This is a genomic window from Streptomyces sp. NPDC046900, from assembly GCF_040644975.1.
In the GTDB taxonomy this organism is placed as follows: Bacteria; Actinomycetota; Actinomycetes; order Streptomycetales; family Streptomycetaceae; genus Streptomyces.
The window spans coordinates 48,620-63,096 of sequence record NZ_JBEYXD010000023.1 but is presented as its reverse complement, the minus strand read 5'-3'; the positions used below and the strand labels follow the sequence as shown (position 1 = coordinate 63,096).

General features: G+C 73.1%; 7 protein-coding genes. 6 read left to right on the top strand and 1 reads right to left on the bottom strand.

Translation table 11 applies throughout. From position 1 onward, the window contains the following. Position 1: 1 nt before the first annotated feature. The gene (locus ABZ904_RS22980) at positions 2-1,279 is read right to left on the bottom strand and encodes a cytochrome P450 (RefSeq protein ID WP_359394765.1); all 1,278 of its coding nucleotides are present in this window, start codon (positions 1,277-1,279) and stop codon (positions 2-4) included. Positions 1,280-1,766: 487 nt separating this feature from the next. On the opposite strand from ABZ904_RS22980, the gene ABZ904_RS22975 reads away from it, so the two are divergent. From ABZ904_RS22975 to ABZ904_RS22950, 6 genes are read left to right on the top strand one after another with little or no spacing between them, the layout of a single operon-like run. Further along, positions 1,767-3,356, top strand: coding sequence for a condensation domain-containing protein (locus tag ABZ904_RS22975; protein ID WP_360997209.1), 1,590 nt, complete (start codon positions 1,767-1,769; stop codon positions 3,354-3,356). After that, positions 3,356-6,817 carry an amino acid adenylation domain-containing protein gene (locus ABZ904_RS22970; RefSeq protein WP_361825314.1) on the top strand — a complete coding sequence of 1,154 codons (3,462 nt, stop codon included), beginning with the start codon at positions 3,356-3,358 and terminating at the stop codon, positions 6,815-6,817. Before ABZ904_RS22975 ends, ABZ904_RS22970 begins: the two co-directional genes overlap by 1 nt. After that, on the top strand, positions 6,814-7,944 hold the full coding sequence (locus tag ABZ904_RS22965; RefSeq protein WP_360997214.1) for a cytochrome P450: 1,131 nt from the start codon (positions 6,814-6,816) through the stop codon (positions 7,942-7,944). The genes ABZ904_RS22970 and ABZ904_RS22965 overlap by 4 nt, the downstream gene beginning before the upstream one ends. 2 nt (positions 7,945-7,946) lie before the next feature. Beyond that, on the top strand, positions 7,947-11,714 hold the full coding sequence (locus ABZ904_RS22960; RefSeq protein ID WP_360997216.1) for a beta-ketoacyl synthase N-terminal-like domain-containing protein: 3,768 nt from the start codon (positions 7,947-7,949) through the stop codon (positions 11,712-11,714). Next, positions 11,707-13,086, top strand: a complete 1,380-nt coding sequence (locus ABZ904_RS22955; protein ID WP_360997218.1) for an MFS transporter — start codon at positions 11,707-11,709, stop codon at positions 13,084-13,086. The genes ABZ904_RS22960 and ABZ904_RS22955 overlap by 8 nt, the downstream gene beginning before the upstream one ends. Further along, positions 13,086-14,474: a cytochrome P450 gene (locus ABZ904_RS22950; protein WP_359394780.1), complete on the top strand. Its 1,389-nt coding sequence runs from the start codon at positions 13,086-13,088 to the stop codon at positions 14,472-14,474. Before ABZ904_RS22955 ends, ABZ904_RS22950 begins: the two co-directional genes overlap by 1 nt. Positions 14,475-14,477 lie beyond the last annotated feature (3 nt).

Sequence of the window (14,477 nt, the reverse complement as noted above, 5' to 3'; positions counted from 1 at the left end):
GTCACCCGGTCTTGCCGGCGCCGCGGCGCGGCCGGGCGGTGATGGGGACGTGCTTCCAGCCGGAGACGAAGTTCGAGGCGAGGCGTTCCGGCTTGCCGGCCGGCTGGAAGTCCTCGAAGCGGGTGAGCAGTTCCTCGAAGAGGATGCGTAAGGTGACACGGGCCACACTGTGCCCGATGCAGTAGTGCGGGCCGATGCCGAAGGCCACGTGCTTGTTGGGCTTGCGGCGGATGTCGAAGGTCTGCGCGTCGGGGAACACGGCCTCGTCGCGGTTGGCCGAACCGAGCCAGACGACGACCGCGTCGCCCGCGCCGACCTTGGTGTTCCTGATCTCCACGTCGCGGGTGGCGTAGCGCAGGAAGTGGTTGACGGGCGAGGCCCAGCGCAGCGCCTCCTCGGTGGCCGAGGTGGTGACGTCCGGGTGCGCGGCCCAGTCCTGGAGCACGCCCTTGTCGATGAACTCCGCCATCACGTAGTTGGGGGAGTGCGGGGTGGTGACGTTCGCGCCGAGCAGCAGGCTGTAGCAGTTGGCCACGATCTCACCGGGGTCCATGTGGCGGCCCTCGAACTCGGTGGAGATCAGCACGCTCAGCAGGTCGTCGCCGAGGTTGTGGCGGCGGAAGCGCATCAGGTCCTGGAAGTACGCGAACAGGTCCCGGTGGGCCCGCGCCAGGGTGGCCGCCTTGCCGCCGGGGTCCTGGTACTCCGGGTCGTCCGCGGCGATGCAGATGGTCGTCAGACGGCTCAGCCACGGCCAGTCCGCCTTGGGCAGACCCATCATGGTGCCGGTCACGGACATCGGCATCGCCAGCATCGCCTCGGCGAAGTCGAAGGTGCCGCCGTCGCCGAGCGGTGCGATCAGGTCGACGACCAGCGGTCTGATCATGTCCTTCTGCCGCTCGACGGCCTTCACCGCAAGTGCTTTCTTCAGGCGCGTCTGCATCTCGGTGTGGCGCGGCGGGTCGGTGACGGCGAGCTGCTTGCCGCCGGCCGGGTCGTCCGTGCCGAGGAGGTCGAGCATGGTGCCGCGCTCCGAGGTGAAGGTCTCGGTGTCACGCAGGACGCGTTCGGCGTCGTCGAACCCCACGATGTTCCAGAAGCCGCGCTCCTCGTCGACCTCCTGGCGCGTGAGGGTCTCCTGTGCGCGCATCCAGCGCCATACGGCGTGTGCGTCGCCGCCGCTGTACAGCCAGGGGTCGACGAGATCGGCCGTCGCACCAGGGTGCACGGGGCATCCGGAAATCGCGGCGTTGGTTATGGCGGCGTCATGGACTTTCAAGGCGGTTGTCCTTTCGTCCGGGCGCTGAGCCCCTCCTCCTGGTGCGGTGGAAGCCGGCGGGGGCGGGGACGCCGCGAGACAACGTACACGATCAGTGTCGGTCAAAGCTCAATGATTTGACCATGTACTCTCGAGCCACGTGAGCGTGCAATGAATTGGACATGTTCCGCGTGTCGGAATTGCTTTGAGCCAGGTGGCCGAAAAGCAATGCATAACGGTTGATCGGCAGGTCCGGGGGCGTTGAATTCCGCCGAGTCCGACCGCCCTTGACATGTTCATCGGGTGCTGCCTAGGGTCATTCAGCCATTGGACGTCGGTGCCGCCCTGCTTAGATTCACACCCCCTTCTGCGCCTTGCGGCGAAAACATGCCGCGCGGGGGTCGTTGTGTTCCGTGTGTCGTCGACTGTATTTGCGCTTCCAGTAAGCGGTTCCATTGCTGTATGAGTTTCGGGGGAATCTCACTTGTTGTCCGATTCGTCGTTACACGTGCCGGAAGAGTCTCTTTGGTACCCGGCCACTCGGATGCAGCAGGGTCTGTGGGTCCTCGATCGCGACGAACTGCAGAGACCCACCCAACTCGTCCCGTCCGTCGTCGAGTTCACCGGTGAGGTGGACCACGGGCAGCTCGTCGAGGCCGCCCGGCTGGCCATCGCCCGGCATCCGTCGCTCCGGGCCCGCTTCCGGTTCAACGCCAGGCTCCGCCGCGTCGAGTACAGCACCCACGGTGAACCGGGCGAGGCGGTGCTGCGCGACGCCGAGGCCGAGGGGCTCGGCGCCCCGGACGTCGACGCGTTCGTGCGGCAGCTGTGCGGCACCCCGTTCGACCTGGGTGCCGACGCGCCCGCGCGGGCCGTGGTCGTCCGGCTCGACGCCCGGCGCACCCTGCTGGTCCTCGTCTCGCACCACATCGTGGTCGACGGCCTGTCGCGCACGATGCTCCTGGAGGAGATCTTCGCCGTCTACCGGGCCCGGCTCGCCGGCACCCGGCCGAAGCTGAGCGATCCCCCGCACCCCGCCTCGGTCGTCGCCGACCGCTCGCCCGAGGAGGTGGCCGCCCAGGTCGCCGAGGTCGTCGAGCGGCTGCGCGGCGCACCCGTCGACGTACGCCTTCCCTTCGAGCGCGGCGCCGGAGACGACCTGGAGGCCGCCCGGCTCGGCGCCACCGTCACCACCCGCCTGGATGCCGAGCGCACCGCGAAGGCCCTGGCGGTCGCCTCCGAGGAGGGGTGCACGACCTTCATGCTCGGCGTCGCCCTGCTCGCCGGCACGCTGGCCCGCGGCAGCGGACAGCGGGACTTCCTGATCGCCTTCGCCTGGCCGGGCCGCGACCATCCGGACGCCGCCGATGTCATCGGCATGTTCATCACCACCGTGGTGCTGCGCATCTCGCTGGAGCCGGACACCAGCTGGCGCGAACTGCTGCGCGCCGCCCGGGTCGCGAGCATGGAGGCGTTCATGGACGCCGATGTGCCGCTGGACGCGCTCGCCGCCGAACTCAACCCCGACCGGACCCGGCTCTGGCCGCCCCTGACCCCGGTCCTGCTCAATCTCGACGACGCCCCGCACACTCCTGTGCTCGCCCCCGGCGTCACCGGCCGGCTGCGCCCGCTCGACCCCCTCTACGTCAAGTACGACCTCGCGGTGTTCGTCCGGATCGCCGACGACGTCGACGGCCGGCAACTGGAGCTGTCCCTCGACCACCCGGCGGACGTCACCGATCACTCCGCCGTGTCCGCCTTCCTGACGGATCTGCGGCACAGCGCCGCGGACCTTGCCACCTCACCGGAGGAACCCGTGCTCGAACAGCCCGTCGAGACGATCAACCTGGACGACCCCGAGGAGCGGCTCGAACTCGTACGGTCCATCTGGCGCGAGATCCTCGGCATCGACACTGCCGACGACATCGACGACGACGTCAGCTTCTTCGAGGCCGGCGGCGACTCGCTGCTTCTCGTGGTCCTGGTGGAGCGCCTCAGTCAGACCTCCGGGCGGACCCTGCGCACCATCGACCTGTTCCGCTCCGCCACCGTCAGCGGCCAGGCCGATCTCCTCGCGAGCCCCGCCGAGGCCGTCTGATGGCGCCGACCCGCGAAGCGCTGGCCGCCGCCGTCCTCGGCGGGACGGACCCGGCGAGCTTCGCCACGGAGACGTTCCTCTCCCTCGGCGGCGACTCGCTGCGGGCCATGCGCCTGGCCGCCCAGGTCCAGGAGCGGCTCGGTCTGCGCATCGCCGTGAAGGAGCTGCTCGGCGGCCGGCCGCTCGCCGAGGTCCTCGCCGGGGCGCGGGCCGAGGAGACGACCGAGGTCACCGCCGAGGTGGGCCCTCACGGGGACACGGCCCTCTCGCCGGCCCAGCGTGGTATGTGGCTCATCGAACGGGTGGCCGGTGGATCCCCGTACAACCTCGTCTTCACCTGCCACGCCGAGGACGGCGGTCGCATCGACCGCGGCGCCCTCGCCAAGGCGCTCGCCGAGACCGCCGCCCGCCACGAGGGGCTGCGCACGGTCTTCCGGGAGAGCCCGGGCGACGGCGAGGACGACGTCGTACGGGAGGTACTGCCCTCCCACGCACCGCAGCTGACGGAGATCGTGCACGAGGGGCCCGTCGAGGACTTCGACGCGTTCGTCCGCCGTGAGGGCGCCGAACAGGGGCGCCGTCCCTTCGACCTGTCGGCCGCGCCCGCCTGGCGGCTGCTGTACTTCTCGCACCCGGCGGGCCGCGACGCCGTCGTCCTGTCCGCGCACCACATGGTGCTCGACGGCTGGGCGGTCGGGCTGCTGTTACGTGAGCTGTTCGCACGGCACGCCGCACTCACCGGCACCGGCACCGGCACCGGCACCGGCACCGGCACCGGCACCGGCACCGGCCTCGAGCCGGGGGCCGGACCCGCCGTCCCCGTACGGGTGCTGAGCGAGCGTCAGGAAGTCCTGCGGGCACGCGGTGTGTGGGACGCCCAGGCCGCGTTCTGGAAGAGCCACCTCGACGGCGTGCCCACGGCCCTGGAACTGCCCGCGGACCGGCAGCACCCCGCCGTCCAGGACGCCGACGGCGAGCGCACCGCACTGGACCTCGGGCCCGCCGTGACCGCCGCCGTCGCCGAGCGGGCCCGCGCGCTCGGCATCACCCCGTACGCCTTCCTGCTCGGCGCCTTCGCCCTGGCCGTCGGCCGCCGTACCGGGGCCCGCAGCCTGCTCGTCGGTGTGCCGCTGCTCGGGCGCGGGAGCAGCGATCTGGAGCGGCTGATCGTCGTCGCGGGCAATCTCGTCCCGGTCCGCGTCGACATCGACGACGAGCTGAGCCCCGCCGACTACCTGCTCTCCGTGCACTCCTCGCTCGCACAGAGCATCGACGCGGGAGACCTGCCCTTCGAGGAACTGGTCTCCCGGCTCGGGGTCGAACGCAGCCTCGGCTGCCACCCGCTGGTCCAGGTCTGCTTCGGCATGCACGACCAGCTGGTGCCGCAGTCCCTCGACGCGGGTACCGCACGGCTGCGGGTCGAGGAGGGCCACGGGGGCGGCTCGCAGTTCGACCTGACGATGCTCATCGGGCACTCCGACCCGGCCTATGCGGGCCACGTCGAATACGCCACCGGTGTCTGGACCGAGGCCGAGACCCGGGCGTTCGTCGCCGACTTCGTGGCCGGCGCCGGGGAACTGGCCACCGGTGCCGCCGAGCGCCTGGAGGACGTGCGCTGCATGTCCGCCGACGCTCACGCCCGGCTCGCCGAACTCAACGACACCCGCCGGGAGTTCCCCGGCACCTCCCTCGACGCGCTCTTCCGCGCGGCCGCCGCCCGCACTCCGGACGCTGTCGCCGTACGCGACGGGTCCGCCCGGCTCACATACGCGGAACTGGCGGGTGCCGCACGCGAACAGGCGCGGCTGCTGCGCGCCGCCGGGGTCCGTCCCGGCGACCGGGTGCTGGTCGGTGTCGAGCGTTCGGTCGCCGAGGCCGTCGCCGTCCTGGGAGTGCTGTGGTCGGGCGCCGCTTACGTGGGCGTGGAGCAGAGCGCGACGGACGCCCATCTGGCGAGGATCGTGGCCCGAGCCCGGCCGTCGGCCGCGCTCGTCGGACCGGTCGCCGGGGACGCCGGGCGCCGTTTCCGCGCGCTGGGCACCGAGCCGGTCGCGGTGTGGGAGCCCAGCTGGCGGCCGGCGGACGCCGACGGTGAGGAGCTCGCGCCCCAGGACCCCGCCCGGCTCGCCTACGTCGCCTTCACCTCCGGTTCCACCGGCGAGCCCAAGGGCGTCGCCGTGCCGCACCGCGCCGTGATCCGTCTTGTGCACGAGGCGGGGTTCGTGCGCCTGGGGCCGGGCGAGCGGATGCTGCGCCTGTCCCCCCTGGCGTTCGACGCCTCGACCCTCGAAGTGTGGGGCGCCCTGCTCACCGGGACGACCCTGGAGGTGCATCCGGCGGGGCTCGCCTCGCCCACCGAACTGGGCGCCTTCCTGCGCGAGCGCGAGATCACCGTGGCCTGGCTCACCGCGGGCCTGTTCCGGCTCGTGGAGGAGTTCGCGCCCGACTCCCTCGCCGGCCTGAGGCAGTTGCTGACCGGCGGCGACGTGGTGCCGCACGAACACACCGCCCGGGTGCTGGCCCGCCACCCCGGCATCGTCGTCACCAACGGCTACGGCCCCACCGAGAACACCACCTTCACCACCACACACTCGGTCTCCTCGCCCGACGAGGTCGACGGCCCGCTGCCCATCGGCCGGCCCGTGCCCGGCACCCGGGTCTACGTCCTGGACGGGCGACGCAGGCTGCTGCCGCCCGGCGCGATCGGCGAGCTGTACGCGGCGGGAGCGGGCCTCGCCGACGGATACCTCGGGGACGCGGACGAGACGGCGCGCTCCTTCGGGGAGTTCTCGCCGGACGTGCCCGAGCGGCTCTACCGCACCGGCGACATCGTGCGCATCGACTCCCGCGGCAGGCTCCGCTTCCTCGGGCGCGCCGACGACCAGGTCAAACTGCGCGGCTACCGGGTCGAACTCAGCGCCATCAGTGATGTGCTGACCGAGCACCCCGCCGTCCAGGACGCCGTCGTACAGGTCACCGACGGGGACAGCGCCGACAAACGGCTGGTCGCCGCGGTGGTTCCGGCCGCGGGCGCCGCCCTCGCCGCCACGGACCTGCGTGCCCTGCTCCAGCAGAGGCTGCCCGCCTACATGGTCCCCACCCTGTGGACGATCGTGGACCGCATCCCGGTCACTGCCAACGGCAAGGTCGACCGGCGTGCCCTCACCGCCCGCGCCGTACCCGCGGGGCAGGCGACCCGGGCCGCGGAGGCCGAGGGCGCGGCCACGACCGCCCGCATCATCGAGCTGTTCGCCGAGCTCACCGAGGAAGCCGAGCCGGGGGCCGTGATCGACGCCGACACCGATTTCTTCATGGTGGGCGGCAACTCCCTCGGTGCGGTGCGCCTCATGCGCAAGGTGAAGGAGCGCCTCGGTGTGAGCGTGCGGCTGCGCGACTTCCTGCTCTCCCCGACCCCGGCCGGCCTGCGGGCGCTCGTCGAGAAGGAGGCCGGCGGCGCGTGAACGGTACGCCCCCGCTCGCGTGGGACGAGGGCCTCGAATGCTGGGTCGTCGCGGATCCGCGGCTCGCCCGGCAGGTCCTCAACCACCCCGGCTTCACATCCGGGACCTTCGAGCGCTCCTTCCAGCTGTACATGACCGGCGCCGCGCGCGAGGAGTACCGCGAGCTCACCGAGTTCCTGCGGTTGTGGTTCGTGCAGGCCGACGCCCCCGAGCACACGGCGCTGCGCCGCCCGGTGCAGCGGGTGATGTCGGCCTCGTACGTACGCTCTCTCGCGCCCCGCGTCGAGGAGTTCACCGACGAGTGCCTCGACGCGCTGGCCGGGGCCGTGCCGCACGACGTCGTGCCGGCCGTCGCCGACGGGCTCTCCGGCAAGGTGATGGCGCACGTCGTCGGAGTCGCCGAGCCGCCCGAGGTGCTGCACCGCTGGGCGCGCACCCTCTCGCTGTTCATCGGTGCGATGTACCGCCGGGACTACGCCGCGGCGGCCCACCGCACGATGGTGGAGATGACCGAGGCCCTGTCCCGGGCCACCGCTCCGAAGGCCTTCCCGCAGGAGACCCGGGAGGACCGGGCGCGCACGACGGCGACCTGGGCGATGAACCTCTTCGGGGGCCTGGAGACCACGTCGTCGCTGCTCGCGTCGACGGTCCTGGACGTCCTGGGCGAGCCGCGGGTATGGGACGCCGTGCGCGAGCAGCGGCCCGGCGCCGCAGAGGCGTTCGTGGAGCGGGTGCTGCAACGCCGCCCGCCGCTGCGGCACTTGGGCCGCGTCGTCGCCCACGACCAGGAGCTCGCCGGAGAGCACATGAAGGAGGGGGACCTCGTCCTCGTCAGCCTCACCGGTGAGGGCCTGCTCGCCGACGGCGGCGCACCGGCCGCGGCGTGCCCGGTCACCGGCGAAGCGGCCGGCACCGCCGAGGGTGGCTCGTCCGAGCAGCATCTGGTCTTCGGGTTCGGGCCGCACTACTGCGTCGGCGCACCGCTCGCCCGGCTGGAGGCGGCCGTGCTGCTGCGCCGCTTCGCCGCGCGCTTCCCGGCCGCCCGGCTCGCACCCGAGGCCGCGGTGTGGGGCCCCAACCTCTCGTACGTGGGCCTCGACCATCTCTACGTCGACCTGGGGGTGTGACCGTGCCGAGCGCAGGGATGCACGGGGACGGCGCCGTGGCGGTCGTGGGCATGGCCTGCCGGCTGCCCGGGGCCGACGACGTGGACGAGTACTGGGCGGCCTTGACGGCCGGCGCGGACGGCATCACCCGCTTCGACCCCGAACGGCTGATCGCCCGGGGCGCCGACCCCTCCTACGTCCGCCGGGACAACTTCGTCCCCGCCATGGGTGTCATCGCAGGCTCCCGCCGGTTCGACCGGGCGTACTTCTCCTACAGCCGGGCCGAGGCGGCGGCGACGGACCCGCAGCAGCGCGTGTTCCTGGAGTGCGCGGTCACCGCCTTCGACGACGCGGGCCTCGACCCGACACGCTTCAAAGGCCGGATCGGGGTGTACGCGGGTGCCGACCGGGTGGGCGAGCACACCGACCCCGACCTGGGTGAACTCGCCCGCTACATCGGGCGGGAGAAGGACTTCCTCGCCACCCGCGCAGCCTACAAGCTCGGGCTGCGCGGCCCCGCGCTCACCGTCCAGACGGCCTGCTCCACCTCGCTGACCGCCACCCATCTCGCCGTACGCGCCCTCGTCGGCGGCGAGTGCGACGCGGCCCTGGCCGGAGGCGTCACCGTCATGCCCGACGGGGAGTGGGGCTATCTGTACGAGCCGGGCGGCATCCTCTCGCCCGACGGCCGCTGCCGGCCCTTCGACGAGGAGGCGGCGGGCACGGTGCCCAGCGAGGGTGTCGCCGTGGTGGTGCTGAAGCGGCTCGCGGACGCGGTGCGCGACGGCGACCGGATCGCCGCGGTGATCACGGGTACCGCCGTCAACAACGACGGCTCCGACAAAATGGCGTACACCGCGCCGTCCCTGACCGGGCAGAGCGAGGTGATCCGCGCCGCGCAGCGCATCGCGGGAGTGGACCCGGCGGACATCGACTACGTCGAGGCGCACGGCACCGCGACCCGGCTCGGCGACCCGGTCGAGGTGCAGGCCCTCGCCGATGTCTTCGGGGGTGCGGCGGCGGGCCGCGAGCGGTGCGCGCTCGGCGCCGTGAAGGGGAACATCGGTCACACCGGTGTGGCCTCCGGAGTCGCCGGGCTGATCAAGACCGCGCTGATGCTGGAGCACGGCCGGCTCGTGCCCACCGCGCACTTCACCAGCCCCAACCCGCTGCTGGAGCTGGACAGTTCGCCGTTCCGGATCGTCGAGCGGTGCGAGCCGTGGACGCCCCGCCGGGACGACGGGGCCCGGGTCGCCGCCGTCAGCTCCTTCGGCGTGGGCGGCACCAACGCCCATGTGGTCCTTCGGTCCGCGCCCCGCCGCGCCCCGCTCCCGGACCGGGGCGGGCCACGGCCGCTGCTGGTGTCCGCGGCCGCGTCCCACGCCCTCGGCCGGATGGCCGGGGCGCTCGCCGACCGGCTCGAGCCGGATCCGGCCGCGCCGTCCGTCGCCGAGGTCTCCCGCACCCTCGCCGGGCGGCGCGCGCACCGGCACCGGGCAGCCGTCGCGGCGCGCGACACCCGGCAGGCGGCCCGGCTGCTGCGCGGGGTCGCCGAGCGGGAGTGCGCCCGGGACGCCGCCGCCAAGCCGCGCAGGATCGGCAAGGTCGCGTTCGTCCTCCCGGGCCAGGGCACCCTGCGGCACGCGGCGGGCGCGGCGGCCCATCGCCTGCTCCCCGGCTTCCGGACGGCGTTCGACGCGATACGCAAGACCGTGCTCGACGCTCACGGCATCGACCTGACGCCCGTCGTCGCGGAGGGGGACGGCACGTCGCAGGAGTGGTTCGCCGACACCGTGCACCAGCAACTCGCCCTGTTCGCCCTCGGATACGCCTTCGGCAGCCAGCTCCAGCAGTGGGGGGTACGGCCCGCCGCCCTGCTCGGCAACAGCGTCGGCGAATACACGGCCGCCGCCCTCGCCGGGGTCTGGTCGCCGCAGGACGCGGCCGGCCTGGTGTGCCGCCGGGCCCGCGCCATGTGGGACACCGAACCCGGCCGCATGGTGAGCGTCACCGCCGACGCCGGCGAGATCGCCGCCAGGCTCCCCGTGGACGGCGAGGTCACCGTCGCGGTCGAGGGCACGGGCTCCGTCGTCCTGTCCGGGCCCGAGGCCGCCGTCGCCGACCTGCTCGCGGCCGATACGCTCGCGGGCCTGCCCGTCACGCCGGTGCACACCCGGCGAGCCTTCCACTCGAAGGCCATGCAACCGGCAGCCGAGGCGGTGCGTGCGTCCCTGTCGTCGGTGCCCGCCCGCCCGCCCCGGCTGCCACTCGTCTCCAACGCCACCGGCGACTGGGCCGATCCGGCGCAGGTGGTCCGCCCCGACTACTGGGCCACCCAGTTGCGCAGCCCCGTGCTGCTGGCCCGGGCCATGGAGACGCTGCTCGCCTCGGGCTGCACGACGTACGTCGAACTCGGCCCGGGCAGTTCGATGCTCGGCGGACTGCGCCGCAGCCCCGGCTGGGACACCGCGTTCACCGCCGTGCGGCTGACCGGGCGCCCCGGGGAACCCGCCGACGACGCCCTGCTGTCGGCGCTCTGCACCCTGTGGGAGCTGGGCGCCGACCGCGCGATCGACGACGTACTGGAGCCCGCCGGACCCGGGGCGGTGCGCGTCTCGCTGCCCGGCTACCGGTTCCTGGGCGATGACCCGCGCGGCGAACGGGAGCCGCGGCCGCCCGCACCGGCGCCGGCCGCGCCCCGGTCCGTCCCCGGGCCGGACGGCGTCCGGGCCGTGCTCGAGAAGCTGTGGTGCCGCACCCTCGGGGTGAGCGCCGCGCGCGACGACGACGACTTCTTCGCCCTGGGCGGCGAGTCCCTCATGGCCGTCACCCTCATGTCCGCGGTCAGGGAGCACACCGGGTGCGCGCTGTCCGTCACCGACTTCTCACGGCACCCCGCCTTCGGCGACCTGGTGGCGGCCGTCACGAGCCGGCTGCCGGCATCCGGCGGGGGGCCGACGATCGCGTCCGGCGGTGGCGCGGCCCTGGTCCCCGGTGTGGCCGTCCTCGCCGAGGGACGACCGGGGCAGCGGCCGCTGTTCCTCGTCAGCGACGCCGTCGGCAACGCGCTGCCCTACCGGGAACTCGCCGACGAGCTGGCGGCCGCCGGCGGCAGACCGGTGTTCGGGCTGGAGGACACCGACGACCCGAGGGGCACACCGCGCACGGTCGGTGCCGTCGCCGCGGCACACCTCGCGGCCCTGCTGCGGGCGCAGCCCGAAGGCCCGTACACGATCGGGGGCTGGTCCTACGGTGCCGTCGTCGCCCATGAGCTGGCCCGGCTGCTGATCCGGCGCGGCGAGCACGTCGACCTGCTCGTGTGCCTGGACGGGTTCGTGCCCGACACCGGCGGCCTGCCCGTGGGCTTCGCCCCGGAGTTCCTCCGCGCGGGCCTGCGCGCCCAGGCCGAGGCGGCCTTCGGCGTCGGCCCGCTCGCCCGGCGGCTGCGCCGGGACCCGGCCCAGCGACGGCGGTTCGCGGCCCGCCAGGCAGGGCTGTTGCGCTACCGGCCGCGGCCGCTGCCCTGCCGTGCGGTGCTGTTCAAGGCCTCCGGTGAACCGGCGCGGGCCGGCGGGCCGGACGGCACGGACCGGCTGCGCGATCGCCTGGCCGGCCTGTACTGGGGCGGGCTGCGCATCGAGCCGGTGCCCGGCGACCACTGGTCGATGCTCGCCCCGCCGCACGCGGGCCCGCTGGCGCTCAGGCTCCTCGCCGTGCTGGACGCGGGGGAGCGCCGCACCCCAGGGACGACGTCAGCGAAGCCCGGCAAGGAATGGAGTGACCATGGCTGACAGACCGGCCGACATCGACCTGGAGAAGGGACCGGGTGCGGCTCCGGCGGACGACGCGATCACCGACAGCGTTCCCGCGACGGCGCTCCCGGCGCAGGCCCAGGAGCAGCCGCGGGAGCCCAAACCCCTGCTGCGCAACGCCGACTTCCAGGCACTGTGGACCAGTGAGGCGTTCGCCGCGCTGGCCAAGGAGACCGCAGAGGTCGCGTACCCGCTGCTGATCCTCGCCACGAACGGCTCCGCGCTCTACGCGGGCGCCGTCGGGTCCGCGCAGCTGGTCACCGCCAGTCTGATGTCGATCCCGGGCGGCACCCTCGCCGACCGGCTCGACCGGCGGCTGCTGCTCATCGCCTGCAACATGGTGCGCGTCGTCCTCCTCGGCCTGCTGGCGCTGCTCGTCTCCACCGGGCACGCCCACCCCGCCGTCATCTTCGGCGTCGCCATCGGCTCGGCGGCCTGCCTCGGCATCTCCAACCCGACCGGCCTCGCCGTCATCAAGCAGTTGGTGCCGCCCTCGCAGCTGACGCAGGCCACCGCGCAGAACCAGGTCCGCTACTTCGCGGCCACCATGGGCGGACCTCCCGCGGGCGGTTCGCTGTTCGCCGTCGCGCGTGCCTTCCCGTTCCTGACCGCGGCCGTCTCGTTCCTTGTCTCGTCCGTGCTGTTGCTGTTCATCCGCAAGCCGCTGAAGGTGGAGAACGCGGCGCCCGGGGAGAAGCGCAACGCCGCCGAGGGTTTCCGCTTCCTGGCCCGGCAGCCCGTACTGCGGCTGCTGATCATCTGGATCATGGGCTCGAACATGGCGTTCACCCACACCGGTGTCTTCCTGGCGCTGATCGCCACCGCCGAGAGCCGGGGCGCCTCGGCCACCTTCACCGGCCTGCTCCTGTCGATCGCCGGCATCGGCGGCGTGGTCGGTTCGCTCTTCGCGAGCCCGATCATCAAGCGTGTGCCGCCGCCGGTGGTGTTCCTGTGCGCCGCCTGGATCGGGCCGGTCGCCGCCGTGCTGCTCGCCACCGTCTCCGGCCTCGTCCCGCTCGGCATCATCGTCGCCTGCGTCTTCCTGCGCGGGCCGATCACCAGCGCCCTGTTCCTCGCCTATCTGGCGGCCATGGCACCGGACAAGACGCAGGGCCGGGTGCTCGGGGCCGTGATGTTCATGTCGATGGTCGCCGCCCCGCTCGGTGTGTTCGGCGTCGGCACCATCTTCGATCTGGCCGGACCCACCTGGGTGTTCACGGCCATGGGCATCGTCTCGGGCTTCGCCGCCCTGCCCACGCTCAGCCCTCGCATCCGCAAGCTCGCCCCGCCGGAGGCGTACGCCGTCACCACGGCGGACCCGTCCGGGGACCCGACCTCCAAGGAGACGTGATGCCCGCCGACACCTCACGGCCCACCTCCGCCCCCACGACTGCCCGGGCCGCCGTCCCGGCGCAGCCCGACGGCCGGGGTGCCCCGGCACACGACGGCGACCCCGCCGTCACGGCCCTGGCCGCCGCGACGGGCGGCGGCGACCGGTTGCCGCCGGAGTTCTTCACCGACCCCGACCCGGCGCCCGGCGCCACCCACGCCGCCAACGCCGGGCTGCGGGCGACCGGCTGCCCCGTGCACCCCATCAACTACCCCCCGGGCGGGGACGCCTACGTGGTCGCCGACTACGAGACCGCGCTCAAGGGGTTCTCCGACCCCCGACTGTCCAAGTCCGTCGACAACGCGCCCGCCTGGTTCCGCGACCTCCTCAAGGACAGCAGCCCGGTCCTGATCCGCAACATGATCACCGCGGACGCGCCCGAGCACACCCGGCTGCGGCGCCTGGTCAGCCGTGCCTTCGTACCGCGTCGGATGGCCCTGCTGCGTCCCCGCATCCAGGAGATCACCGACGAACTCATCGACGCGCTGCCCGAGTCGGGCGAGGTCGACCTGATGGAGTTCGCCTTCACCCTGCCGATGCGGGTCATCTGCGAGTTCCTCGGCGTCCCCATCGAGGACCGCCCGGACCTGCACGCCTGGGGCTACTGGCTGAGCGGTGCGCCCTTCGCGGACGAGGAGTCGAACCGCAAGCTGAAGGTGGCCAGCGACAGCATCGAGCAGTACCTCATCGGGCTGCTCGACCGGCGCCGGGCCGAAGGACTCGGCGACGACCTGGTCTCCATCCTGCTGCGGGCCGCCGACGAGGAGGACGTCTTCACCAACGACGAACTCGTCTCGACCCTCGTCCTGCTGATCATCGCCGGCCACAAGACCACCGCGAACCTCATCGGCAACGGCATGCAGGCCCTGTTCCGCTTCCCGGACCAGCTGGAACTCCTGCGGTCCGAGCCGGAGCTGGCGGAGTCGGCGGTCGAGGAGTTCCTGCGCTTCGAGCCGCCCGTCTACCGCGGCACCCTGCGCGTGGCCACCGAGGACATGGAACTGGGCGGCTGCCCCATACCCCGCGAGGGCTTCGTCCACATCCTCATGGACTCGGCCAACCGCGACCCGCAGGCCTTCGAGGATCCCGACCGCCTCGACATCACCCGCACCGCCAACCGCCACTTCGCCTTCGGCCATGGCGCGCACTTCTGCGTCGGCGCCCCCCTCTCCCGCGTCGAGGGCTCGGTCGCCTTCCCGACACTGCTGCGCCGGCTGTCCGGGCTCGAACTCACCGTCCCCCAGGACCGGTTGGAGTGGGTCTTCGACAACTCCACCAGCCGGGGCCTGAAGAGGCTGCCGGTGCGGTACACGGCCCGGCTCGCCGCCGACGCGGAACAGGCGCACTGAGAT